28 protein-coding genes and 1 pseudogene are annotated in these 23,682 nt (G+C 67.2%); 6 read left to right on the top strand and 23 right to left on the bottom strand.

Annotation, left to right across the window (positions count from 1 at the left end):
- Genes rpsC through rpsJ form a run of 8 tightly spaced genes read right to left on the bottom strand, consistent with a single transcriptional unit; the run spans position 1 to position 4,407 of the window.
- Positions 1–831, bottom strand: coding sequence for a 30S ribosomal protein S3 (gene rpsC / locus FHU31_RS06630; RefSeq protein WP_090359888.1), 831 nt, complete (start codon positions 829–831; stop codon positions 1–3).
- Positions 831–1,298 carry a 50S ribosomal protein L22 gene (rplV, locus tag FHU31_RS06625; RefSeq protein WP_167156869.1) on the bottom strand — a complete coding sequence of 156 codons (468 nt, stop codon included), beginning with the start codon at positions 1,296–1,298 and terminating at the stop codon, positions 831–833. Before rplV ends, rpsC begins: the two co-directional genes overlap by 1 nt.
- An 11-nt stretch (positions 1,299–1,309) precedes the next feature.
- Positions 1,310–1,591 (bottom strand): 30S ribosomal protein S19, encoded by a 282-nt coding sequence (gene rpsS, locus FHU31_RS06620; RefSeq protein ID WP_010908582.1) that lies wholly within the window; start codon positions 1,589–1,591, stop codon positions 1,310–1,312.
- A 12-nt stretch (positions 1,592–1,603) separates the two neighbouring features.
- Positions 1,604–2,443 carry a 50S ribosomal protein L2 gene (rplB, locus tag FHU31_RS06615; RefSeq protein WP_090359890.1) on the bottom strand — a complete coding sequence of 280 codons (840 nt, stop codon included), beginning with the start codon at positions 2,441–2,443 and terminating at the stop codon, positions 1,604–1,606.
- 29 nt (positions 2,444–2,472) lie between these two features.
- The gene (gene rplW / locus FHU31_RS06610; protein WP_090359892.1) at positions 2,473–2,775 is read right to left on the bottom strand and encodes a 50S ribosomal protein L23; all 303 of its coding nucleotides are present in this window, start codon (positions 2,773–2,775) and stop codon (positions 2,473–2,475) included.
- Complete coding sequence (gene rplD / locus FHU31_RS06605; RefSeq protein ID WP_167156867.1) at positions 2,775–3,434, bottom strand: 50S ribosomal protein L4; 660 nt, start codon at positions 3,432–3,434, stop codon at positions 2,775–2,777. Before rplD ends, rplW begins: the two co-directional genes overlap by 1 nt.
- Positions 3,434–4,087, bottom strand: coding sequence for a 50S ribosomal protein L3 (gene rplC, locus FHU31_RS06600; RefSeq protein WP_167156865.1), 654 nt, complete (start codon positions 4,085–4,087; stop codon positions 3,434–3,436). The genes rplD and rplC overlap by 1 nt, the downstream gene beginning before the upstream one ends.
- A 14-nt stretch (positions 4,088–4,101) precedes the next feature.
- Complete coding sequence (gene rpsJ / locus FHU31_RS06595) at positions 4,102–4,407, bottom strand: 30S ribosomal protein S10 (RefSeq protein ID WP_003883485.1); 306 nt, start codon at positions 4,405–4,407, stop codon at positions 4,102–4,104.
- A 445-nt stretch (positions 4,408–4,852) separates the two neighbouring features.
- On the opposite strand from rpsJ, the gene FHU31_RS06590 reads away from it, so the two are divergent.
- Entirely contained in the window at positions 4,853–5,326 is a 474-nt protein-coding gene (locus FHU31_RS06590) for a hotdog fold domain-containing protein (protein ID WP_167156863.1), read from the top strand.
- 15 nt (positions 5,327–5,341) lie between these two features.
- Here the strand turns inward: FHU31_RS06590 and FHU31_RS06585 are convergent, their stop codons facing one another.
- Both FHU31_RS06585 and FHU31_RS06580 read right to left on the bottom strand, forming a co-directional pair.
- Positions 5,342–5,680 (bottom strand): nuclear transport factor 2 family protein, encoded by a 339-nt coding sequence (locus FHU31_RS06585; protein WP_167156861.1) that lies wholly within the window; start codon positions 5,678–5,680, stop codon positions 5,342–5,344.
- A 5-nt stretch (positions 5,681–5,685) separates the two neighbouring features.
- Positions 5,686–7,419: a carboxylesterase/lipase family protein gene (locus FHU31_RS06580; protein ID WP_167160712.1), complete on the bottom strand. Its 1,734-nt coding sequence runs from the start codon at positions 7,417–7,419 to the stop codon at positions 5,686–5,688.
- A 118-nt stretch (positions 7,420–7,537) separates the two neighbouring features.
- Between FHU31_RS06580 and FHU31_RS06575 the strand changes: the two genes are divergently transcribed.
- Entirely contained in the window at positions 7,538–8,800 is a 1,263-nt protein-coding gene (locus FHU31_RS06575) for a cytochrome P450 (protein ID WP_167156859.1), read from the top strand.
- Here FHU31_RS06575 and FHU31_RS06570 read toward each other — a convergent pair.
- Positions 8,766–9,023 (bottom strand): annotated as a pseudogene (locus FHU31_RS06570) (TetR/AcrR family transcriptional regulator); the annotation flags it as partial. The gene FHU31_RS06575 and the pseudogene FHU31_RS06570 overlap by 35 nt on opposite strands.
- Between FHU31_RS06570 and FHU31_RS06565 the strand changes: the two are divergent.
- Complete coding sequence (locus tag FHU31_RS06565; protein ID WP_167156857.1) at positions 9,016–9,231, top strand: hypothetical protein; 216 nt, start codon at positions 9,016–9,018, stop codon at positions 9,229–9,231. The pseudogene FHU31_RS06570 and the gene FHU31_RS06565 overlap by 8 nt on opposite strands.
- On the opposite strand, the gene mftG is transcribed toward FHU31_RS06565, so the two are convergent.
- The 7 genes from mftG to mftA all read right to left on the bottom strand — a co-directional run bounded on the left by mftG (position 9,221) and on the right by mftA (position 15,672).
- Positions 9,221–10,603 (bottom strand): mycofactocin dehydrogenase MftG, encoded by a 1,383-nt coding sequence (mftG, locus tag FHU31_RS06560; RefSeq protein ID WP_167156855.1) that lies wholly within the window; start codon positions 10,601–10,603, stop codon positions 9,221–9,223. The genes FHU31_RS06565 and mftG overlap by 11 nt on opposite strands.
- An 8-nt stretch (positions 10,604–10,611) precedes the next feature.
- Complete coding sequence (gene mftF / locus FHU31_RS06555) at positions 10,612–12,024, bottom strand: mycofactocin biosynthesis glycosyltransferase MftF (protein WP_167156853.1); 1,413 nt, start codon at positions 12,022–12,024, stop codon at positions 10,612–10,614.
- Positions 12,021–12,764, bottom strand: a complete 744-nt coding sequence (gene mftE, locus FHU31_RS06550; protein ID WP_167156851.1) for a mycofactocin biosynthesis peptidyl-dipeptidase MftE — start codon at positions 12,762–12,764, stop codon at positions 12,021–12,023. Before mftE ends, mftF begins: the two co-directional genes overlap by 4 nt.
- Positions 12,765–12,866: 102 nt before the next feature.
- The gene (mftD, locus tag FHU31_RS06545) at positions 12,867–14,054 is read right to left on the bottom strand and encodes a pre-mycofactocin synthase MftD (RefSeq protein WP_167156849.1); all 1,188 of its coding nucleotides are present in this window, start codon (positions 14,052–14,054) and stop codon (positions 12,867–12,869) included.
- 3 nt (positions 14,055–14,057) lie between these two features.
- Complete coding sequence (gene mftC, locus FHU31_RS06540; RefSeq protein WP_234901314.1) at positions 14,058–15,266, bottom strand: mycofactocin radical SAM maturase; 1,209 nt, start codon at positions 15,264–15,266, stop codon at positions 14,058–14,060.
- A 2-nt stretch (positions 15,267–15,268) separates the two neighbouring features.
- Positions 15,269–15,571 carry a mycofactocin biosynthesis chaperone MftB gene (gene mftB / locus FHU31_RS06535; protein WP_167156847.1) on the bottom strand — a complete coding sequence of 101 codons (303 nt, stop codon included), beginning with the start codon at positions 15,569–15,571 and terminating at the stop codon, positions 15,269–15,271.
- 2 nt (positions 15,572–15,573) lie between these two features.
- Positions 15,574–15,672, bottom strand: coding sequence for a mycofactocin precursor MftA (mftA, locus tag FHU31_RS06530; RefSeq protein WP_167156845.1), 99 nt, complete (start codon positions 15,670–15,672; stop codon positions 15,574–15,576).
- A 106-nt stretch (positions 15,673–15,778) separates the two neighbouring features.
- Here mftA and mftR point away from each other — a divergent pair, with 106 nt between their 5' ends.
- Positions 15,779–16,369: a mycofactocin system transcriptional regulator MftR gene (gene mftR, locus FHU31_RS06525; RefSeq protein WP_167156843.1), complete on the top strand. Its 591-nt coding sequence runs from the start codon at positions 15,779–15,781 to the stop codon at positions 16,367–16,369.
- Positions 16,370–16,482: 113 nt separating this feature from the next.
- Here mftR and FHU31_RS06520 read toward each other — a convergent pair whose 3' ends face one another.
- Together FHU31_RS06520 and FHU31_RS06515 are read right to left on the bottom strand one after the other, a co-directional pair.
- Positions 16,483–17,673, bottom strand: coding sequence for an NAD(P)/FAD-dependent oxidoreductase (locus tag FHU31_RS06520; protein WP_167156841.1), 1,191 nt, complete (start codon positions 17,671–17,673; stop codon positions 16,483–16,485).
- 45 nt (positions 17,674–17,718) lie between these two features.
- Positions 17,719–18,165: an Rv2324 family transcriptional regulator gene (locus tag FHU31_RS06515; protein WP_090359939.1), complete on the bottom strand. Its 447-nt coding sequence runs from the start codon at positions 18,163–18,165 to the stop codon at positions 17,719–17,721.
- Between the two features lie 114 nt (positions 18,166–18,279).
- Here FHU31_RS06515 and ddaH point away from each other — a divergent pair, with 114 nt between their 5' ends.
- The gene (gene ddaH / locus FHU31_RS06510) at positions 18,280–19,125 is read left to right on the top strand and encodes a dimethylargininase (RefSeq protein ID WP_167156839.1); all 846 of its coding nucleotides are present in this window, start codon (positions 18,280–18,282) and stop codon (positions 19,123–19,125) included.
- Positions 19,122–20,351 carry an ornithine--oxo-acid transaminase gene (rocD, locus tag FHU31_RS06505; RefSeq protein ID WP_167156837.1) on the top strand — a complete coding sequence of 410 codons (1,230 nt, stop codon included), beginning with the start codon at positions 19,122–19,124 and terminating at the stop codon, positions 20,349–20,351. The genes ddaH and rocD overlap by 4 nt, the downstream gene beginning before the upstream one ends.
- Positions 20,352–20,381: 30 nt before the next feature.
- On the opposite strand, the gene FHU31_RS06500 is transcribed toward rocD, so the two are convergent.
- The 3 genes from FHU31_RS06500 to FHU31_RS06490 form a co-directional block, all read right to left on the bottom strand.
- A complete protein-coding gene (locus tag FHU31_RS06500) occupies positions 20,382–21,236 on the bottom strand; it encodes a mycofactocin-coupled SDR family oxidoreductase (RefSeq protein WP_167156835.1) in 855 nt (284 codons plus the stop codon).
- 54 nt (positions 21,237–21,290) lie between these two features.
- Positions 21,291–22,550 carry an arginine deiminase gene (locus FHU31_RS06495; RefSeq protein WP_167156833.1) on the bottom strand — a complete coding sequence of 420 codons (1,260 nt, stop codon included), beginning with the start codon at positions 22,548–22,550 and terminating at the stop codon, positions 21,291–21,293.
- Between the two features lie 109 nt (positions 22,551–22,659).
- A complete protein-coding gene (locus FHU31_RS06490; protein WP_167156831.1) occupies positions 22,660–23,508 on the bottom strand; it encodes an SHOCT domain-containing protein in 849 nt (282 codons plus the stop codon).
- Positions 23,509–23,682 lie beyond the last annotated feature (174 nt).

Genomic DNA, 23,682 nt, shown 5'->3' with positions numbered 1-23,682 from the left:
TTAGTTCTCCGTGCTCTCGGCGGTTGCCTCGACAGCAGCGTCAGCGGTCGGCGCGGCTGTGTCGTCACCGCTCGCGGCGCGTCCGGCGTCGGTGCTCGTCGCCGTGGTACCCGATGCACCGCTACGGCGCGGACGAGTGCCCGACGGACGATCCCGGCGCGGACGATCTGCGGCGGGCGCGGCGGCGGTCAGCTCACGCTTGCCGCCGACGATGTCACCCTTGTAGATCCAGACCTTCACACCGATGCGGCCGAAGGTGGTCTTCGCCTCGTAGAGGCCGTAGTCGATATCCGCGCGCAGCGTGTGCAGCGGGACGCGACCTTCGCGGTAGAACTCCGAGCGGCTCATCTCAGCACCGCCGAGGCGGCCCGAGCACTGCACCCGGATGCCCTTGACGTTGGGCTGCCGCATCGCCGACTGGATCGCCTTGCGCATCGCGCGGCGGAACGCCACCCGGTTGCTCAGCTGCTCGGCGACGCCCTGGGCCACCAGCTGTGCCACCGACTCGGGGTTCTTCACCTCGAGGATGTTCAGCTGCACCTGCTTCTTGGTGAGCTTCTCCAGGTCGGTGCGGATGCGGTCGGCCTCCGTGCCGCGGCGGCCGATCACGATGCCCGGGCGCGCGGTGTGGATGTCAACGCGGACCCGGTCCCGGGTGCGCTCGATCTCCACATCGGCGATGCCGGCGCGCTCGAGGCCGGTGGCCAACAGACGACGGATCGCGACGTCTTCCTTCACGTAATCCGAGTACTGCTTGTCGGCGTACCACCGGGACTTCCAATCGGTGGTGATACCGAGGCGGAAGCCGTGCGGATTGATCTTCTGGCCCACTACTCCGAGCCCTCCTTCGCTTCTGCGGAAGCCTTGGTTTTGGTCGAAGCGGCCTTGCTGCCCTGGGCGCGGCGGCTGCGCGCTGACGACGCAGCGGCACCCGTCTGCTTGGGCGGACGGCTCTCCACGATCACGGTGATGTGGCTGGTGCGCTTACGGATCCGGAACGCACGCCCCTGGGCGCGCGGACGGATGCGCTTGGCGGTCGGGCCACCGTCGGCGTGAATGGTGGCGACCACCAGGGTCGCCGGGTCCAGACCGTCGTTGTTCTGCGCATTGGCGGCCGCGCTGGCGATCACCTTGGCGACCGTCTCGCTGGCCTCCTGGGGAGCCCAGCGCAGGATGTCGAGCGCCTCGGCCACGGACTTGCCGCGAACCAGGTCGATGACCCGGCGTGCCTTGGTCGGCGACATGTGCACGAAACGTGCCACCGCCGTCGCGGACGGATATTCCGTGCCTGTTTTCAACGGAGTACTCATTACCGGCGCTTCGCCTTCCGGTCATCCTTGATGTGACCCTTGAACGTACGGGTGGGCGCGAACTCGCCCAGCTTGTGCCCGACCATCGCCTCGGTGACGAACACCGGCACGTGCTTGCGACCGTCGTGGACGGCGAAGGTGTGACCGATGAAGTCCGGGATGATGGTGGACCGGCGCGACCAGGTCTTGATGACCTGCTTGGTGTTCTTCTCGTTCTGGACGTCGACCTTCTTGAGCAGATGGTCGTCGACGAACGGGCCCTTCTTCAGGCTGCGTGGCATCGCTGGCTACTCCTAGCGCTTATTCTTGCCGGTGCGCCGGCGTCGGACGATGAGTTTGTCGCTCGCCTTGTTGGGCTTGCGGGTGCGGCCCTCGGGCTTGCCCCAGGGGCTCACCGGGTGACGACCACCGGACGTCTTACCCTCACCACCACCATGCGGGTGGTCGACCGGGTTCATCACGACACCACGGACGGTCGGGCGCTTGCCCTTCCACCGCATGCGGCCGGCCTTGCCCCAGTTGATGTTGGCCTGCTCGGCGTTACCCACCTCGCCGACGGTGGCGCGGCAGCGCACGTCGACCCGACGGATTTCACCGGACGGCATACGCAGCGACGCGTAGGTGCCTTCCTTGCCCAGCAGCTGGATGCTGACGCCGGCCGAGCGGGCCAGCTTGGCACCGCCGCCGGGCCGCAGCTCCACAGCGTGGATGACGGTACCGGCCGGGATATTGCGCAGCGGCAGGTTGTTACCCGGCTTGATATCGGCGTTGGGGCCCTGCTCGATGACATCGCCCTGCTTCAGACCCTGCGGCGCGATGATGTAGCGCTTCTCGCCGTCGAGGAAGTGGAGCAGCGCGATGTTCGCGGTGCGGTTCGGGTCGTACTCGATGTGAGCGACCTTGGCGTTGACGCCGTCCTTGTCATGGCGACGGAAGTCGATGACGCGGTAGGCGCGCTTGTGGCCGCCACCCTTGTGCCGAGTCGTGATGCGGCCGTGGGCGTTACGTCCACCGGTGCTGTGCAGCGGGCGGATCAGCGACTTCTCCGGAGTCGAACGAGTGATCTCGGCGAAGTCGGAGACGCTCGAACCGCGACGACCGGGGGTCGTCGGCTTGTACTTGCGAATTGCCATTATCAGTTAATCCCTTAACTCCCGGCCGGTCAGGCCGGTGCTCCGAAGAGGTCGATCGGCTTGCTGCCCGGCGCCAGGGTCACGATCGCGCGCTTGGTGCTCTTGCGCTGGCCGTAGCCGGTGCGGGTGCGCTTGCGCTTGCCCTGCCGGTTGGCGGTGTTCACCGAGTCGACCTTGACGGAGAAGATCTTCTCGACGGCGATCTTGATCTGCGTCTTGTTCGAATCCGGGTGCACCACAAACGTGTACACGTTGCCCTCGATCAGTCCGTAGGACTTCTCCGAGATGACCGGGGCCAGGATGATGTCGCGGGGGTCGGTAATCGTTGCCATCAGACCGACGCTCCTTCTTTTTGGTCCTTCGTGTTCGCGGCGATGTACGCGTTGAGCGCCTCGACGCTGAACACGATGTCATCGGCACGGAGCACGTCGTAGGTGTTCAGCTGGTCGGCCGAGAGCACGTGCACCCCGGGGAGGTTGCGCACGCTCTTGGCACCGACCTCGTCGGCGCGGCCGATGACCACCAGCACGCGCTTGCGGTCGGTCAGCGTGCCCAGGAAACCCTTGGCGCTCTTCGTGGACGGGACCTGGCCGGCCACCAGTTCGGTGACGGCGTGGATCCGCTCGTTGCGCGCCCGGTCCGAGAGCGCCCCGCGCAGGGCGGCGGCGATCATCTTCTTCGGGGTGCGCTGGCTGTAGTCACGCGGCTTCGGCGCATGCACTGCGCCACCACCGGTGAACTGCGGCGCACGAGTCGAGCCCTGGCGCGCGCGGCCGGTGCCCTTCTGGCGGTACGGCTTCTTGCCGCCACCGGACACCTCGGCGCGAGTCTTGGCCGAATGCGTGCCCTGGCGGGCGGCAGCCAGCTGCGCGTTGACCACCTGGTGCAGCAGCGCGATGTTGGCTTCGGCGTCGAAGAGGGCAGCCGGCAGTTCCACGGAACCATCCAGCTTGCCGTCCGGGGTATGAACGTCAATCTTCAAAGAAGTCATTACTTCTCACCTCGTTTGATCGCGGTGCGAACCACGACCAGTCCACCGTTGCGCCCGGGAACTGCGCCCTTGATCAACAGCACGCCGTTCTCGGCGTCGACCTTGTGCACCTTCAGGTTCTGGGTGGTGATGCGATCGCTACCCATGCGGCCCGACATACGGGTGCCCTTGAAGACGCGGCCCGGGGTGGCGCAGCCACCGATCGAGCCGGGACGACGGTGCACGGCCTGCGCACCGTGCGAAGCACCCTGGCCCTTGAAACCGTGGCGCTTCATGGTGCCGGCGAAGCCCTTGCCCTTGCTGGTGCCGGTCACGTCGACATACGCACCATCGGCGAAGATGTCGGCGGTCAGCTCCTGGCCGACCTCGTACTCGGCGGCGGCGGCTTCGTTCTCCAGGCGCAGCTCCGCCAGGTGCCGGCGCGGGTTGACCCCGGCGGCGGCGAACTGGCCGGCGACCGGCTTGTTGACCTTGCGCGGGCTGATCTCGCCGTAGGCGAGCTGCACGGCGCTGTAACCGTCACGCTCGGTGGTGCGGATGCGGGTCACCACGTTGGGGCCGGCCTTGACGACCGTCACCGGGACGACTTTGTTGTTCTCGTCGAACACCTGCGTCATGCCCAGCTTGGTGCCCAAAATGCCTTTTCTAGCCATTTTTCTCGGGTCTCCTACTGGATGTTGACGTCGACACTCGCCGGGAGATCGATGCGCATCAAGGCGTCAACGGTCTTCGGCGTCGGGTCGAGGATGTCGATAAGGCGCTTGTGGGTACGCATTTCGAAATGCTCCCGCGAGTCCTTGTACTTATGGGGAGACCGGATAACGCAATACACGTTCTTCTCGGTCGGCAGCGGCACCGGGCCGACCACGCTGGCGCCCGTACGGGTGACAGTCTCGACGATCTTTCGCGCCGAGGCGTCGATCGCCTCATGGTCGTAGGCCTTGAGCCTGATGCGGATCTTCTGTCCCGCCACGCTTCTCCTACCTCACTACTAACGGGCCCACGGTTGGGCCATGTTCGTTCCTGCTTGGTCTAGCGCGCCACGCACGAGTGCGCCGCGCTGGCTATGCCGCCGCTGTTTACCTGTCTCTGGTACACCGACCCCCGCGCTCGGGTGTGTCGCCCTTGCGCACACTCGTCCGCGTTCGAGATTTCGCTCGCGATCGAGGTGGGGACCGGACGCGCCCGTGAGGACGCTGGTCGCATGCCCGACCAGGCGAACCCGGCTCAAGGCAACCCGAACAGTATGCCTCAGATCGGGGCGGCAGCCAAATTCCAGGCGGACGGCCCCGCGCCAACCGCGATCGGGACAGATCGGAGCACCGAGGCTGAGGCTAAGGAACCCCTCGCGGACCGAAATCATCCTGGCTTCAGCCTCGGCAGCCGGCTACATCTTACTCCGAAGTAAGGTATCGCACATGTGGCCTCCGAGCTCGACCTATCGCGCATGGCAACAGCTGTCCCGGCGGCCCGGCGGCACCCTCCTGTTCTCCGCCGCCGCCATGATCCGCGTGCCGTACTTCGCCTCGGTGCTGCCGCACGTGCGGCGGATGGAGCCCGGCCTCGCCGAGGTGACGGTGCCCAAGTGGTTCTTCGTCTACAACCATCTGCACACCGTGCATGCGATCGCGTCCTGTAACGCCGCCGAGGTGGCGATGGGGATGGCCATGGAAGCCACGGTGCCCGCCACGCATCGCTGGATCCCCAAGGCCATGACGGTCCAGTATCTGGCCAAGGCCACCTCGTCGCTGCGGGCCGTCGCGGGGTTCGAGGTGCCGGACTTCGGTGCGCTCGCCGAGGGCACCGAGATCGTCGTCCCGGTCCGGATCCTGGACCGTACGGGCGCGGAAGTGGTGCACGCCGAGATCACCACCTGGGTCACGCCGGCCTGAGCCGATCCAGTGCATCTACTCCAGGTAGGTGCCGTGGCCCTCGCACACCAGTTCCCCGTCGAAGATGAGGACCTCGTTGACCAGCTGTCCGCGCTGATTGCGGTAGTTGATGACGAGGGTGGACACACCCCGATAGACCGCGACCAGATCGAAGTGCAGGTCGGGAAGTTGCGCCAGTGCGCTGGTCCAGTACTCGCGCAACGCCGCCTTACCGCGCACCACTCCCCCACTTCCGGGCACGACGCGCCCGGCCACCGGCGAGCTGAACACCACGTCATCGTGGAAGTGCGCGAGCACGGCCTCGACATCGTGCCGGTTCCAGGCATCCACCCAGATCTGTGCGAAGTCGCTCATCGGCGTCAGCTCGGCAGTCCGGCCCAGAACGCACACTGGTGAGCCGCCGCGAAGTCGGTGACCACCCGACTGCCGTCGGGTCGCAGCTGCATCCACGACGAGAGGTCGGGGCGAGCGGAGCGACGGGGATCGAGGTCGGGGCGAGCGGAGCGACGGGGATCGAGGTCGGGGCGAGCGGAGCGACGGGGATCGAGGTCGGGGCGAGCATCAGGTTCGCCGTCGACCGTTGGCCACACCGGCCCACCCGGCACGGCGGGGACACCGGTGGTGACGAATTGCGTCCAGTACGACAGCATCTGATCGGACAGCCGCTGCTGGGCCGCGGTCAAGGCGGGCGCCCCGCCGATCTCGAACAGGTACCGCAAGTCCAGGGAGTGGCTGGCGCCCACCGAGAAGGGCAGGTGCCGCAACGGGTCCGGAGTCGGTGGAGCGGGATCGTCGAACTCGTAGCCGTACACCGGCGCCGACCTGCCCAAGTCGGTGGCCATCCGGTGCGCGACGCAGGCGAAGACACCGTCGGTGACCGCCGCGGCGTACGCCAGCGATGCGTCACCGCCGAAGCGAGTCAGCGGATATCGCGCGCCGACCGCAGCACCCTGGCGACCGAAGGTGTCCGCGAGCAGGCCCGGGTAGTCGGCGGGAGTGGACTTGTGCCCGGTACGCAGGTACTGCAGAGCCACGAACAGCGTGAATTCGTCGGCGGTGGTCCCGATGAGCACCGGGACCCTGGCCGCCTTTCCGTCGTGGATCATCGCGACCGGATCGGCCGGCAGGATCGGTGTGCCGGTCGTCGGGCCGGTCAGCCAATCACTGCCGATCCGGTAGAACCACGGTGGCTGATCGAGTCTGGCCGCGGGCAGCGCGCGGAGGCAACGCGCCGCGTCCGCCGGATCGGCGCAGCCCATCCGCGCGGCGTAGCGCAGGCTCTCGCGCCGCGCGGCGGCCAGGTCGGCCTGCGCCTGACACGGACCGCTCTGGATGATGACGGCCCGGAACAGTCCCGCCGAACCAGGCGCCACAAGGTGATCGCATACCGACATCGCCCCCGCCGACTCCCCGGCGATGGTGACTTTCGCGGGATCACCACCGAACGCACCGATGTTGTCGTGCACCCAGCGCAGCGCCGCCTGTTGGTCGGCGAGCCCGTAATTGCCGTCCCCGACGCCCGGGTGAGCGAGGAATCCCGGCGCCCCGAGCCGATAGTTGATGGTGACCACGATGACCCGGCCCTTGGTCGCCAACCAGCGCGAGCCGTACAGCTCGCCGCTGCCGTTGAGGAACGCGCCGCCGTGAATCCAGAACATCACCGGCAGCCCGACGGCACCGGCGGGCACCCAGACGTTGAGTGTCAGGCAGTCTTCCGAGATCTTGCGGCCCCAACCGGGATCGCGCGAGGTGTCCTGCACGCAGCGGGGACGGGGCTTGGTCGCGTCCCGGACACCCGACCACGGGGTGACCGGCGCGGGTGGTTGCCAGCGCAGCGGGCCCACCGGGGGCGCCGCGTACGGGATGCCTTGGAACAGAACGTAGCCGGAGGCGGCAGCCCCTTGAAGCCGGCCGTCGGCGATGTGCACCATGCCGCTGTCGAGCCCGGGGTCCGGTGTGGGCACCCGGCTGATATCGGCGACCTCGCCGGCACCGCGCGCGCAACCGCCGAGGACCAGCACGCCGATCACCGCGGTGGCCAGTAGGCGAGCGACGGAGCCGGACCACCGGCGCCCGAACGGACCGGACAGCATGATCGCCGAGCCTACGGCAGCCGATCGGCGCAAACCCGCCCGCGCGGTGGTGCGCATCGCCGACACTGGGGACGACCGGAAACCTGACACCCGTCAAGTCAACCGCAAGGAGCTGCCGATGAGCACCCCGACCACCGATCGCCCGGTAAGTCCGCAGAACCGCGTCCTGGCCGACCCAACCGCCTACGCCGATGAGGCGCGCCTGCACGCGGCGCTGCGCCACCTGCGCGCCGAGCAACCCGTCTCCTGGGTCGATTTCCGGCCGTACCGACCGTTCTGGGCGATCACCAAGCACGCGGACATCATGGCCATCGAGCGGGAGAACGACCTGTTCATCAGCGAACCGCGGCCGCTGCTGGCCACCGCCGAGGCCGACGACATGGCCAAGGCTCAGCTGGAGGCCGGGATGGGCCTGCGCACCCTGATCCACATGGACGATCCACACCACCGCAAGGTGCGGGCGATCGGCGCGGACTGGTTCCGCCCCAAGGCCATGCGTGATCTCAAGGTCCGCGTCGACGAACTGGCCAAGCGCTATGTCGACCGGATGCGCGAGATCGGGCCCGAATGCGATTTCGTCACCGAGATCGCGGTGAACTTCCCGCTGTACGTGATCATGTCGCTGCTGGGGTTGCCCGAGTCCGATTTCGGGCGGATGCACATGCTGACCCAGGAGCTGTTCGGCGGCGACGACGAGGAATACCAGCGCGGCAAATCCCTCGAGGACGGCCTGGAGGTGCTGCTGGACTTCTTCGCCTATTTCTCCCAGCTGACCGCCTCACGGCGGGCCGATCCGACCGAGGACCTCGCCTCGGCGATCGCCAACGGCACCATCGACGGGCAGCCGCTGTCCGATGTCGACACCGCTTCCTATTACGTGATCGTCGCCAGCGCCGGCCATGACACCACCAAGGACGCGATCTCCGGTGGTCTGCACGCGCTCATCGCGAATCCCGCCGAACTGGACCGACTGCGCGCACATCCCGAACTGATGGGCACCGCAGTGGACGAGATGATCCGCTGGACCACCCCGGTCAAGGAGTTCATGCGCACGGCGACCGCCGACACCGAGGTGCGTGGCGTCCCGATCGCCAAGGGCGAATCGGTCTACCTCGCCTACGTGTCGGGCAATCGTGACGAAGAGGTCTTCGAAGATCCGTTTCGCTTCGACGTCGGTCGCGACCCCAACAAGCATCTGGCGTTCGGCTACGGTGTGCACTTCTGTCTGGGTGCCGCGTTGGCCCGGATGGAGATGACCAGCCTGTTCGGTGAGCTCATCCCCCGCCTGGACGCCATCGAATTGGCCGGTACGCCCCAGCTTTCGCGCACGGTGTTCGTCGGCGGACTCAAGCACCTGCCGATCCGGTATTCGTTGCGCTGATCGAGTGGGTGGCCAGGAAACCGTCCACCGCCGCCCGGGCGATCTGCTCGTAGTCGAAATCCGCGAGCGTACTGAGCTTTCCGAGCACAATCGGCCCCAGTCACAGCGCCGCGGCCCTGGTGCGGTCGACATTGCCGAGTTGGGCGATGGCATCCGGACTGTCCAGGACGGCCGCCAACGGAGCGGGATACTGTTCGGCCACCCGTTCACGCAGGGTGCGCACCGCGGCGGCTGGCTCGATCGGCGAGGCACTCAATGCCGCAACATGTTTGGGGCCGAGCAACACCGATCTGGCCTTCGCCGCGAAGCTGTCGTTCCTTTATGCGATGCAGGGTTCGTTGACGGTACTGGCGATCGTGACGGCCGGAGCCGCGGTGCTGATCTCGATGTTCGCGCCCGGCCGGGACGGTAAGGCGCTGTTCAGGAGATGAACTCGGCCACCCGGTGACCGATCATCGCGATGGTGGCGTGCGGCCCCCGACTGGGCAATACCGGCATGATCGACCCGTCCACCACCCACAGACCGTCGATGCCGTGCACCCGGCAGCGCTCGTCGAGCACCGGACCCATCGGCGCGGTACCGCTCAAATGCTGCGTGGTGGACCAATGCGCTTCGCGCCCAGCCACTCCGGCGATCTCCCTGGCGAGTTCGGCACCGTGACGCAGGGCCGCCACATCGGCCTGCGCGCCGTCATAGTGGTGCTCGATGACGGGGGGATCGGCCAGATCCGCCGACAGCACCGAGAGCCGCCCCCGCGATTGCGGACGCATCAGAGCGATACCGATATGGGGACGATCGGCGGGACCCGCCCCGATCATCTCGGCGAAACCTGTGGTGTAGAGCCGGAGTTCGAGATCGTCCAGGTACAGGGCCGCCTCTACCGGGGGCCGGCCCGGTGCGGCCGGCCAGTCGACCGGCAGCACCCATTCCGGATGATCGCAGAACGCCGCCCCCACGGGCAGCCCGGTATGCACGGTGATACCCGCGTGCTCGAGGATGTCCGCCGGCCCGATACCAGAGACCATCAGCAGCTGAGCAGAACCAATCGCCCCGGCCGACAAGATAATTCGGTCAGCCGTCAGAGTATGCACCCCTGCTGGGCCCAGCACGTCGACACCGACGGCGCGCGCTCCGTTGATCAGGACACGCAGCACGGGAGCGCCGGAGCGCACGGTGAGATTCGGTCGGGACAACGCCGGGAGCAGGAATACCGAAGCGGGTCCCAGCCGGATCCCGTCTTCGATGTTGAGTGGTATCGCGCCGACTCCGGCCCCCTCGGGTTCGCCGTTGAGATCGTCGAGCCAGGGATACCCGAGGCCGAGCCCTCGTTGCACGAACGTCGCGCTGCCCGGGCTCAGCTGCGCGGTCCGACGGACTCGGATCGGCCCGTGCGCACCGTGCAGGGGGCCGGTGCGGTCCAGATCGGTCTCGATCGCCCGGAAATGGGGCAACACGTCATCCCAGCGCCAGCCAGGCAGCTTCCACCCGTCGAAGTCCGCAGCCCTACCCCGGCAGAAGTACCCGCCGTTGATGGCGCCCGAGCCACCCACCACGGCTCCGCGCATCACCGTCGCCGTCCGCTGGGGGTGATCGGTCAGCGAGGTGGCGTAATGCCGCGCGACCGCGCTGCCCGGCCCGATCGGGAGTCTGGTGGCATCGCGCAGGTGCGCCGACACCGCGGGATCATCGGCACTCGGCCCCACTTCGAGGACCGTGACCTTGCATCTTTCGTCGACCGAAAGGCGTTCGGCCAGAATCGAACCAGCGCTTCCCGCGCCGACGATCAGGACATCGCTGTGCAAGTTTCAGGTCACGACCGGATCTGCGGTTTGAGCGCCCCGACGTGCCGCTCCCGCACCACCCCGGTCCACAGGCCCAGCCCGTAGGCGATGTCGTCGAGGCGTTTGAGCAACAGGTAGCTGAGCACGCCGACCCGCTGCGTGTCCTGCTCGGCGTTGTTGTTGCGGCTGACCCAGTCGACGAGCCCGTCCAGGATCGCGGCCACCAGGACCACCTGCCGGCAACGCCGGAAGAACACGGCCGCCAGCAACGCCACCGGCCAGTAGTGCCGGCAGATGGCCGACGCAGCCTGTAACGCCGACCCCCACAGCCCTCGCGCCGCCATCGCGGCGACATCCCTGGGTGCGGTCTCCACCGCGTCCAGGGAGGTGGCGACCCGGCGGCCGAACAACAAGGTGATGACCGCGGCCGCGAAATATCCCAGGTTCGAACCGCTGGCAATCAGGATCCAGACCAGCAACATCCACCGGTGCACCACCATCGGCGCGGTCTTACCCGGGTGCCGCACCGAGAGCGGGGCCGCGGATTGCCCGTAGAAGGCCTTGCGCCCGAACCATTCCCGCAGCTGGGTCCGGTGATCGTGGCCCACCAGCGCGATGGGTTCATAGCGGAGCCGGTGACCGGCCTCGACGAATCGCCAGCACAGGTCGACGTCCTCCCCGGAACGCAGGGTCTCGTCGAAGCCACCCACCTCGGCCAGCAGGCTGCGCCGGCAGATGATGGCGGCGCTGGGCACATACGACACCGGTCCGTAGGGGACGACCGGCGCCTCCCGCATCCCCAGGTCCAGCGAGGAACGCACCGACTCGTACCGGGCCACCAGGTTGTCGGGCTCACGAAGACTCACGATGCGCGGTGCCACCAGCGCGACAGCGGGGTCGCAGAAGTGACCGAGCAGCGCCTCCAGCCACCCACGGCGGGGCACCACGTCGGAGTCCAGGAAAGCCACGAAGTCGGTGGTGCAGGCCGCCAGGCCGGTGTTGCGCGCAGCGGCCGGACCGCGGCTGCGCGCGTGCCGCAGCACGATCACCTCGCTGCGCACACCTTCGAAATCGGAATCCCGCACCGGCACCGTCGAGCCGTCGTCCACCACCACCACCCGCATCCCGCGCAGCGAGCGCACCAGCCGGCACAGGCCAAGGATGTTGTCACGCACCGGCACAACGACTGTGACATCGCGGTGGGACGGACCGGTGGCCGGCCGCGGGTGCGCCACCGTGGCATCCAGCAGGGTGCGGGCCAGCTGGGCTGACAAGGCGTCGTGCACCTCCAGGCGGCCACCGTCGAGCATGGTCTGAGCGACCGGCGCCAAGCGCAGCAGCCTGGTCGGCGACCCGCCGAGCAGGGCTGCGCCCTCGCCGAGGACCTTCACCCGGCGATCGACCTGGACCGCGAATCCGTCGGGCAGCCGCGGACCCGTCATAACAGCATCCCGCGTGCGTCCGGGCTCCACGCCGACACTCTGCGCACGCATCCGTCGACCATAGCGGCGAACAGCCGAGCGCCGTCCTGTTCTGTCGCAGTCGTCGGGTCCCCCAGGACCCCGATCTCACTCACCGCGGCCACCCCGCCGCGGCGCATCGCCGGCATCAACTCCGACAACGGTGCTCTGTTACCCGGCACGCGTTCCTCGATCCGCACATTCTCTGGTGAAATATGTAGCAATACAGAAGTTTCGGTATGTCCCGCATGAGCGTCGGCGCCCCGCACCGTACACGAAGACCAGGCGGCGTCGCGGCCTTCTGCTCGTAGCAGCGTCACCGCCGCGGCCAGCGCCTCGACATTTCCACCGTGACCGTTGACGAAGACCAGACGTGTCGCCCAGCTGCATGCCGACCGGCCGAACTCGGTCAGGACCAGGCGCAGCGCCTCAGTGCCGATCGATACCGTGCCGGGGAATCCCTCGTGCTCGCCGCTGGCGCCGTAGCTCACGGCGGGCGCGAGCAGCCAACCTGCGCCGATCCGGGGAGCCGCGGCGCGAGCGACCGCTTCCGCGATCCGGGTGTCGGTGTCCAACGGCAGGTGCGGCCCGTGCTGTTCGGTCGAGCCGACCGGGACGATCAGCGAGGGCTTCCCCGCGGGCGAGGAGCCATGCAGCCGATTCGACGTCGCGGTGCCGAGGTCGGTGGGGAGGGCCACCGGACGATGGTAGGCCCAATTCACCTGGCGTGCGCCGATTGTTGGCGCATGCGCTGCAATTGATTTGCATTGCGGGGCGCGGTTGCCGGACTGCGGGTCACGGCAGCCACGTCAGCCACGTCAGTATCAGCGGGCAGGAATCCCGAGGGCGCGAGTGAAACCTTGCGGAATCAAAATGTCGTCGGCGGTCAGATCGTGGATCGAGGCCTTGCCCAGCCCGCGCAGCGCCGAGTCGATCCCGCCGTGCATGATGTCGAGCACGTTCTCGACGCCGGTCTGTCCTTCGGCGGCCAGACCCCACAGGTAGGCGCGGCCGATCATGACGGCCCTGGCACCGAGCGCCACGGCCTTGACCACATCGCTGCCGCGGCGGACGCCGCCGTCGAGCAACACCTCGATCTGGTCGCCCACCGCATCGGCGATCGCAGGCAGGCAGCGGATGGCCGCCGGGGTCCCGTCCAGGTTGTTACCACCGTGGTTGGACACCGTGATCGCCGAAACCCCGGCATCCACAGCGCGTTTGGCATCATCGACGCGCACCATGCCCTTGAGCAGGAACGGTGCGTCGGGCCACTGCTCACGCAGCCACGCGATGTCTTCCCAGGTGGGCGGCGGGGTGCCCATCCACTGGCCGTAGGCCTCGAAGAAGGTCGGCCCGGGTTCCCCGCGCCTGCCCTGGTTGGGAACCCGCAGGTCCGGCGGACGCAGGTGCTTACCGAAACTCCAGAGCCACCGCGGCTTGGAGATCACCTCGGGTGACATCTTGATCATGGTCTTGAGATCCATCCGCTCCGGGATCTTGGGGCTGCCCCAGTCCCGGCCGTGGCTGAAACTCCAGTCCGTGGTCGCGATCAAACCGGCGGCGCCGGCGTCCTTGGCGCGCTGCACCCGCTCGGCGATCTCCTCGCGGCTGCCCAGCCAGTAGATCTGGAAGAAGACCTTGTCGTTGACCGCGGTCACTTCCTCGATGGGCTTGCTGGCGAACGAGGACAACCCCATGGCCGTACCGCGGGCCGCCGCCGCGCGAGCCACCGCGACCTCCCCGTCGGGGTGCACCGCTTGCACCCCGGTCGGCGAGATGATGACGGGCAGCGAAATATCTTGCCCCATCACGGTCGTCGCCAGATCGCGCTTCTCGGTGGCGCCGATGACGTGCGGGGCGAAGCCGAGTTCGGCGAACGCCTCGACATTGTCGGAGACCGACACACCCTTCTCGCTCGCCGAGATCAGCGAGGAATAAGCGGATTTGGGTAGCCGCTTCTTCGCGCGCTGCTGCGCGATGGCGACGGTTTCGAACCAGGTATCGCGGGCCATGATCTACACAGGACTTTCGTTACAGAACGACTTGGGCGGGCGAGGAGGAGTGGTGAGCAGTTTCAGCGGGATCGGGCCTTTGCGCCCGCCACTTCGCGAGTGGTCGACGCTGGGCTTGGGCTTGTCCCGCTCCAGCGCCAGAGCCGGCTCCCCGAAACCCTGGACGCACTCGGGATCCGGGCCGTCCATCGGCAGGCCGGTGAAGAACTTCGCGGCCATGCAACCACCGCGGCACGCGTCGTAGTGCCCGCACCCGGTGCAGGCCCCGGCCGACTGCGGTTCACGCAGTTCGTTGAAAAGCCGGGAGTTCTGCCAGACGTCCTGAAATCCGTTGCTGGTGAGCACGTTTCCGGCCAAGAACTGCTCATGGATGGCGAACGGGCAGGCGTACACGTCACCCACCGGATCGATCAGGCACACCACCCGACCCGCGCCACACAGGTTCAGGCCCGCGAGCGCGCCGGGCTCGCCGAGGCCCGACAGGTGGAAGAACGAGTCACCGGTGAGCACACGCTCGCCCTTGGCGACGAGCCAGTCGTAGAGCTGGACCTGCTGAGCGGCGGTCGGGTGCAGTTCGTCCCAGACGTCCGCGCCGCGGCCCGAGGGGCGCAACCGGGTGATGCGCAGCGTGGCTCCGTAGTGATCGGCCAATGCCTTGAAGTCGTCGAGCTGGTCCACGTTGTGCCGGGTGACGACCACGGAGATCTTCGCGTCCTGGAAACCCGCCGCGGCGAGATTCTCCAGCGCACGAACGGCCATGGCGAACGAACCGGGGCCGCGCACCTCGTCGTTGACCTCGGCGGTGGCACCGTCGAGCGAGATCTGGACGTCGACGTAGTCGCTGGCGGCCAGCTTCGCGGCCACCTCCGGGGTGATGCGCACGCCGTTGGTCGAGAACTTCACCCCGACGTGGTGTTCGGTCGCGTAGTCGACCAGTTCCCAAAAGTCCGACCGCACAGTCGGTTCCCCGCCGCCGATGTTCACGTAGAACACCTGCATGCGCTCGAGCTCGTCGATGATGTCCTTACACTGCTGGGTGCTCAGCTCACGCGGGTCGCGCTTGCCCGACGCCGACAGGCAGTGCACACAAGACAGGTTGCAGGCGTAGGTCAGCTCCCAGGTCAAACAGATGGGGGCGTCCAGGCCGCGCTCGAACTGATCGACCAGCCGGGGCACGGGTTGCATTGCCGGCGCGTGCGCCGAATCCATCATCGTCACTCGGAAGTCTCCCTCGGGACCAGCATCTGGGACTGTGCGAGCACGCTCAGCGCGTGCAGATAGGGGCCCTGCGCGTCATCGTCGATACCGGCGGCGCGGCAGGCGGACCGGACGTCGGGGTGGTCAGCCAGCGAGCTGACCACCTCGACGATGGTCCGGTTCTTGAGGAACGACAGCTTCCGGGTACCGAAGTGATACAGCAACGCCCCGAACGGTTCCGGCCGCACCGCCACCTGGCGGTGCAACGTCCAGGCCAACGCGGGGTCGAAGCCCGGTGCCGGGGCTGTCGGCGCCGACATGGTCAGTAGACCCCGCACATCCCGTCGATCGAGACCTCTTCGACGAGAGACTCGGTGACGAGCTGCGAAGTGACCGCTTCGGCCTGCTGATTGGGTTCCATGGACTGCCCCTTTCGTTACCGTGATAGTTACCGCAGGGTCTCGACAACTGTGACCCACGCCGCACACAATATGGCATCGAGTGCCGAAATGGAAGGGTGGTAGGCGATGAGCGTGGGACGGCGCCCTTCGACCACCCAGGGCCACATCAGCGGGGTCGCCCTGGAGCTCTTCGCGACCCGGGGTTTCGACGATGTCAGTGTCGATGATGTGGCCGCCGCGGCGGGCATCTCCCGGCGCACCCTGTTCCGCTACTTCTCGTCCAAGAACGCCATCCCCTGGGCCGACTTCGACGCACACCTGCAGTACCTGCGCGATGTGCTCAACGCGGTGCCGGCGGACGTACCGCTCGATACCGCCTTGCGCGCAGCGTTGTTGACGTTCAACGACTTCGGCGCCGAGGAGACCCCCCAACACCGGCAACGGATGCGAGTCATCCTGGAGACCGACGCGCTGCAGGCCTACTCGATGACGATGTACGCCGGGTGGCGCGAGGTCATCGCCGCCTTCGTGGCCCGCCGGCTGGGACTCAAGCCTGCCGACCTGGTGCCCCAGACCGTGGCATGGACGGCGTTGGGCGTGGCGCTGACCGCCTACGAGCAGTGGCTGGCCGACGAATCGGTATCCCTGCCCGAGGCACTCGGCGATGCCTTCGACGTGGTGGGCCGCGGGCTCGGCGAACTCACCCCGGAGAACTGACCGAGAATTCTTCGCCCAACCCCGTCGGAGTTCGGGCGCGCGGTTCTACCTCGGCCGGCACAGAGCGATTTGTGTACGTTCACCGGCGGTGGGCGCCGGTGAACGTACACAAATCACGGAAGAACGTCGGCGATCGGGGTGGCCGCGGCGATCTTGCCGCGGGCCTTCATCACCTTGCCGGGCATGCCGCCGCCGACCACGGCGGTCAGGACACCGTCGCGCTCGTAGTAGGCCAGGAACTTGCGGCCGTCATCCTCGACAAGGTGCACGATGTCATCGGCGGCAGGCTCGCCAAGACACTGGATCTTCACGTCGTACTGGTCGCTCCAGAAGTACGGCACCGTCGTCACCGCGGCACCGGCTTCCCGGCCGAGCAGCGCGGGCACCAGGGCGCGAGCCTGCTCGGCCACGTTGCTCCAATGCTCAACGCGCACTTGATGGCCCACCTCGGACCGCCAGGACGCCACATCCCCGATGGCCCACACGTGCGGCGCGCTGGTCCGGCCGGCGTCATCACAGACCACGCCGTTGTCGACCTCGATACCGCTTCCGTCCAGCCAGCCGGTGACCGGATGCGATCCGATGCCGACGACCACCATGTCGGCGTGGAGTTCGGTGCCGTCGGACAGCACGACCGTCTCGACCTTGTCGGTACCGCTGACCGAGGCCACCCCGACACCGCAGCGCACCTGCACGCCCTCGGCCTCGTGCAGCCTGGCCACCAGCGCGCCGATCTGCTCACCCAGCACCGAGGCCAGCGGCGTGGGCTGCGGCTCGACGATCACCACCTCGACACCGAGCTGACGCAGGCTGGCGGCCACCTCGCACCCGATGAACCCGGCACCGACGATCACGGCGCGCCGGGCGGTCGCCGCATGCGCACGCAGGGCCGCGCTCTCGTCGAGGGAGCGCAGGACCCGGATGCCCGCGAGGTCAGGGAAGGATGGAATGCGTTTGGGCACAAGACCGGTGGCGATGACAAGATCGTCGTAGCCGATGACCGACCCGTCCGCCAACGTCAGCGTCTGCGCGGCGGTGTCGACCGATGTCGCGGCGGAGCCCAGGCGCAGGGTGATGTCGTTGTCGTCGTAGAACTCCTGCGGCTTCAGGACGACGTCATGCGCGGGGTTACGCAGCACCTCCTTCGACAGCGGCGGCCGGTCGTACGGCAGGTGCGTCTCATCGCTGACGATGGTGAGGGGCCCGGTGTATTCGGCGCGACGCAATTGCTCGGCGGTGCGGGCCGCGGCCAGTCCACCACCGACAATGACGATTCCACCATTAGTTGTCACGTGGGTCTTCATACACGATGACAGCGGCGTTCTACGTGTCCACCCCACTGGTACTGCTCAGGACCGGGCCCGCTCGATGATGTTGGACAGCACCACAATGCTCTCACTGCGTTCGATATCGGCGCTGGCCCTGATGCGTTCGAGGGCCTCCTCCAGGTGCCGCATGTCGCGGGCGAGCACGTGCAGGATGGCATCCGAGGTTCCGGTCACCGTGGCCGCGCTGACCACCTCCGGGATATCGATCCAGGCTTGGCGCAACTCGGCGGGCGCGATGGTGCCATGGCAGTACACCTGCACATAGGCCTCGGTGCCCCAGCCGAGGGCATTGCGGTCGACGACGGTGGTGAAACCACGGATGACCCCGTGATCGAGCAGGCGATCCACCCGACGTTTCACCGCAGGTGCCGACAAACTCACCCGTTCCCCGATCTCGGCGAAGGTGGCGCGCGCGTTGTCGGTCAGTTCGGCCAGGATCCGCTCATCGGTGTCGTCCAACCGGTCCAAGGCCCCTCCTCGCGCAACAGAACGCCATTTATCGACACTGTACGCAATGAATCATTCTCTGCCACGCAATATATGGCGATTGATTGCATGCCAGGGCACGTTTACCGTTGAATCATGACGATTTCCGAGGTCGCCAGCCACTCCGCTCTGCCGCCGACCCGTGCCGCCCGCACCCGCCACTACGCCATGACGGCACCCACCCACTTCGCCGTCGAATACGCGATCAACCCCTGGATGGACACCTCGACCCCGGTGGACGCCGGACTCGCATGGCGACAGTGGGAGAACCTGCGGCACATCTATCTGGACCTCGGCCACTCCGTCGATCTGGTGGCACCCGAACCGGGCTTGCCCGATATGGTCTACGCCGCCAACGGCGGGCTGCTCGTCGGTGGCCACGCCATCGTCGCCCGCTTCGCCTATCCGCAACGGGCCGGCGAGGCCGATGCCTACGCCGCATGGATGAGCAGCCGGGGACATCAGCCCGTGCAGACCCGCCACACCAACGAGGGCCAGGGCGACCTCCTGGTCGCCGGATCGAAGATCCTGGCGGGACACGGTTTTCGCACCGACCCGCGGGCACACGACGAGATCGCCGACATCACCGGACTCCCGGTGGTCGGCCTGGAACTGGTGGATCCCCGCTTCTACCATCTGGATACCGCACTGACGGTGCTCACCGACGATGTCATCGCCTACTACCCTCCGGCGTTCACCGATACCGCCCGCGCCACCCTGGAACGGCTGTTCCCGGACGCCATCCTGGTCACCAGTACCGATGCCTTCGTGCTGGGCCTCAACGCGGTGTCCGACGGCCGCCATGTCGTGCACCCCGCCGCAGCCACCGGTTTTGCGGCGCAGTTGTCGGCCGCGGGCTTCGAGCCGATCGGCGTGGACCTGTCCGAACTCCTCAAAGGCGGCGGATCCGTCAAATGCTGCACCCTGGAAGTCCATTCATGACCATCCTGGACGGTGTGGAGGTGAATCTCACCCGCGACGCGATCTCGCTCGACGAGACGTACACCGCGCACAACTACTCGCCGCTGCCCGTCGTCGCGGCCTCGGCGGAGGGTGTGTGGATCACCGACGTGGAAGGCCGGCGCTACCTGGACTGCCTCGCGGCGTATTCCGCGGTCAACTTCGGCCATCGCCACCCGGAGATCACCGCCGCCGCACACGCCCAGCTGGACACCGTCACCCTGGTCAGCAGGGCGTTTCACTCCGACCGGCTGGGGCCGTTCTGCGCCGCACTGGCCCGGATGTGCGGCAAGGAGATGGTCCTGCCGATGAACACCGGCGCCGAGGCCGTCGAGAGCGGTATCAAGGTGGCCCGCAAATGGGGCACCGACGTCAAGGGCGTCCCGGCGAACGAGGCGAATATCGTCGTGGCACGGAACAACTTCCACGGCCGCACCACGACCATCGTGAGCTTCTCCGATGACGAGGCGGCGCGCGGCGGCTTCGGTCCGTTCACCCCCGGGTTCCGCGCGGTGCCCTTCGGAGATGCCGACGCGGTGGCCGACGCAATCGACGAGCACACCGTGGCCGTGCTGCTCGAACCGATCCAGGGCGAGGCCGGCATCATCGTGCCGCCCGACGACTTCCTGCCCCGGGTGCGCACGCTCTGCACCGAACACCGCGTGCTGATGATCGCCGACGAGATCCAGTCCGGACTGGCCCGCACGGGTCGCACCTTCGCGTGCGACCACTGGGGCGTGGTGCCGGATGTGTACCTGCTGGGCAAGGCGCTCGGCGGCGGGGTGGTGCCGGTGTCGGCGGTGGTGGCCGACCGCGACATCCTCGGCGTGCTGCATCCCGGTGAACACGGTTCGACCTTCGGCGGCAACCCCCTGGCCGCCGCCGTCGGCAGCGCCGTGGTGGGAATACTCGAAGGTGGCGAATACCAGGCCCGTTCGGCCGATCTGGGGGCCCACCTGCATGCCCGCCTGACCGCGCTGAGTGACCGTGGCGTACTCGCGGTGCGCGGCAAGGGCCTGTGGGCCGGCGTCGATATCGACCCCCGACTGGGCACCGGGAAACAGGTCAGCCTGCGACTGGCCGAGCGCGGCGTCCTGGTGAAGGACACCCACGGCCACACGCTGCGCTTCGCTCCGCCCCTCGTCATCACGAGGGACGAGATCGATTGGGCGATGGACCAGTTCATCGAAGTTCTGGCCACTGGGTGATGCCGTTGCAGGCCACGCCGGCCGGCACGGCTAGTACTTGAGCACACCCCGGTCGACGGCGATCTGGCTGCCCGACAGCGTCGCCGACGCGTCACCGGCCAACCACGCCACCACATTCGCGACTTCCTCGGGCGCCATGAACGCCGCAAGTCCCTCGTTCTTGCCGTCGGTCACCTTGTGATATGGCATCGGGGCGAAACTGTGCAGGAAGCTCGGGAACTTGGAGAAGATGGCCGCCATCGCCTCGGGCTCGATCATCGGGGTGTCGATGGAGTACGGGTGGATCGAATTGACCCGAATCCCGAACTCCCCCACCTCAAGTGCCAGCGAGTTGGTCAGTCCCACCAGACCGTGCTTGGACGCCGCGTAGTGCGAGTTGCCCGGGGTCGCCTTCACCCCCGCCGAGGAGCTGACGATGATGATCGATCCGCCGTTGCCCGCTTCGATCATCGCCGGCACGGCAGCCTTGATCGTGCGCCAGGTGCCGTTGAGGTTGACGTCGATGACGGTGTCCCACTGTTCGGGCGTCAGCTCCCACACCCGGCCCCAACTGAGCACACCGGCATTGGCGACCACCACATCGAGGCGGCCGAACTGCTCCACACCGTCGGCGACCAGCTGTTGCTGGGCATCGAAGTCACGGACGTCGACCGCCCGGGCCAGCACCTTGCGGCCGGCCGCCTCGACACCGCGCACGGTCTCGGCCAGATCGTCGGCGGTGGCCGCCGGATAGGTGATCGTGCCCGATACCGGCCCGCAGATATCGGCGGCGATGATGTGGGCGCCTTCGTTGGCCAGCCGGATCGCATGCGCCCGGCCCTGGCCGCGCGCGGCTCCCGTCACGAATGCCACACGTCCCTCGAGGGATCCGTTACCCGCCGCCATTGCCGGTCCTTTCGTCAACCCGGGCCCAGGCTAGCAGTCCGATTGGAACGTGTTCTAGTAACCGATCGCATCGCGGATGATCGGGCACGTCATACAGTGCCCACCGCCCCGGCCGCGCCCCAGCTCAGCGCCGACGATGGTGATGACCTCGACGCCGGCCTTACGCAACAGCGAATTGGTATGGAAGTTGCGGTCGTAGGCGAATACCACGCCGGGCTCGACGGCGACGAGGTTGTTGCCGCTGTCCCACTGCTGGCGCTCCGAGTCGTACCGAGTCCCGCCGGTTTCGACGACCCTGAGTTCGGTCAGCCCCAGCGCCGCCCCGACCACCTCGACAAAAGGCCTGGTCTCCTCGATCACCTCGATTCCGGGTGCGGCGTCCGAAGGCACCAGGGTGAACGGGGCGATACCGTCGACGATATCGGGATAGATCGTGACGACATCGTGGTCGGCGAAGGTGAAGACGGTGTCCAGGTGCATGGCCGCGCGTAGCTTCGGCATGCCGGCGACGATCACCTTCTCGGCCGCCCCGGCGGCGAACAACTCCGACGCGACCTGGGTGATGGCCTGGCGCGACGAGCGTTCACTCATCCCGATCAGCACCACGCCGTTGCCCGGGATCAGCACATCGCCACCCTCCAGAGTGGCCAGGCCCCAAGTCTTCTCGGGGTCACCCCACCACACCGTGGAACCGGTGTAATCGGGGTGGAACTCGTAGATGGCCTTCATCAACAGGGTTTCGTCATGCCGGGCCGGCCAGAACAGCGGGTTGAGCGTCAGGCCGCCGTAGATCCAGCACGTCGTGTCGCGGGTGTACAGGGTGTTGGGCAGCGGCGGCATCAGGTACTCGGTGACGCCGCTGTCTTCGCGGGCCAGCGCGCGGTAGCCGGTCCGCACCTCGGCGGGTAGATCGCGGGTGGCCATGCCGCCGATGAGGAATTCGGTGAGCCGACGCGGCTGCAGTGAATCGAGGAACCCCCGGGTGTCGTCGACCAGGCCCAGACCCACCTCGTTGGCGACGATCTTGCGGTCGAGCAGCCACGACCTGGCTTCCGGGATCTCCATGGTCTCGGCGAGCAGATCGTGCAGTTCGACGACTTCCACATCGCGCTCACGCATCTTGTCGATGAAGTCGAAATGGTCACGACGGGCGTTCTGCACCCACAGCACATCGTCGAACAACAGGTCGTCGCAGTTGGTCGGGGTGAGCCGTTCATGCGCCAGACCTGGCGAGCACACCAGCACCTTGCGCAGCTTGCCCACCTCAGAGTGCACTCCGTACGCCGCAGAAGGTGCCTCGTGAGGTGCAGCCATCGAAAAGTCCTTTCGCTCGAAGTCGCGATTCCGAGAAGGTCGGCGCCGCAAGCGAACCGAGCGCGGCCACCATCACCTCGGGGCGCACCGGCTGCGCACGGTCATGGAGTCACAACGCAGCGATGATCTGCTGTCGCTTGCTGGAGTATTCGTCCTCCGAGATCGCTCCGGTGGCCCGCAGCGTCTCCAGTTCCTGCAGACGCTGGGCCACCGACGGCGTGGGCGGTGCCGGTGGGACATAGCCGGCGGCCACGGGCGCCGCCGGGGGTGTGGGCGCAGGGGCGGAAGGCGCCTGCTGTGCGGCACCGGCCCGGCGAACCACAGCCTGCACCTGCGCCCGTGCCGCCGGATTGCTCCGAAGATCGATCATGCCGTTCATGCCGATGTTGTTGGCCTTGAGGATTTGCAGGATCTCCATCAGCGGACCGACCTGGCCGGACAGGTCGTAGGTTCGGTGGTCTTCGTCGATCGTGAACGTCGCGGGTACCTGCCCGTTGATCAAGGCGCTGCGCTCCCAGTCGATCTGGAACTGGTTCGTCGCCGGGTCCACCAGCACCACGACCTTGCGGGAGGTCAGCGTCCCCAGCCGGGTCACACTGGCGATGACGCGGTCCTCGGCGGTGAACGGCGCGATACCGGGGCCCGAAATGTGCAGATTGAGTTTCACCAGCGGTTGGTCGTTGATCCGGGTGCCGGTCTCGCCCATTCCGGTGATCTGCGCGAGCGCGAGCACACCGCTCGCTTCCAGCGCCTGGGTCCGCGCGGCCGATCTCGCACCGAAGTTGGCCAGCGCCAAGGCAATCAGGACGTCGGCCGCGGTGATCAGCAGACCTACCCAGAACATCCATTTCAGCAAAGAACTCTGGCCGGTGGCGAAGTACACGCCGAGAAAGATCGGCCCGACCAGACCGCCGCACAGCAACACCATCAGCTGCGCCTTCACGTATCGCCACACCATGTGCCACGCTCCGTTCGAAGTCGACGGAGCCAGACTAACGCCAACCAGCGCATTTTGGAGGCTCGCCAAAACGAATTGGGCACCTCCCATCGGACCAACTTCTTGCATATGCAATCAATGGCGGTCTTGTCCACCATTTGACCGACGGTGCCATAGACGTTCGTGCCTAGAATT

Source organism: Mycolicibacterium fluoranthenivorans (genome assembly GCF_011758805.1).
In the GTDB taxonomy this organism is placed as follows: domain Bacteria; phylum Actinomycetota; class Actinomycetes; order Mycobacteriales; family Mycobacteriaceae; genus Mycobacterium; species Mycobacterium fluoranthenivorans.
The sequence above is the reverse complement of the archived record's forward strand: the minus strand, read 5'-3'. Positions and strand labels throughout refer to the sequence as shown.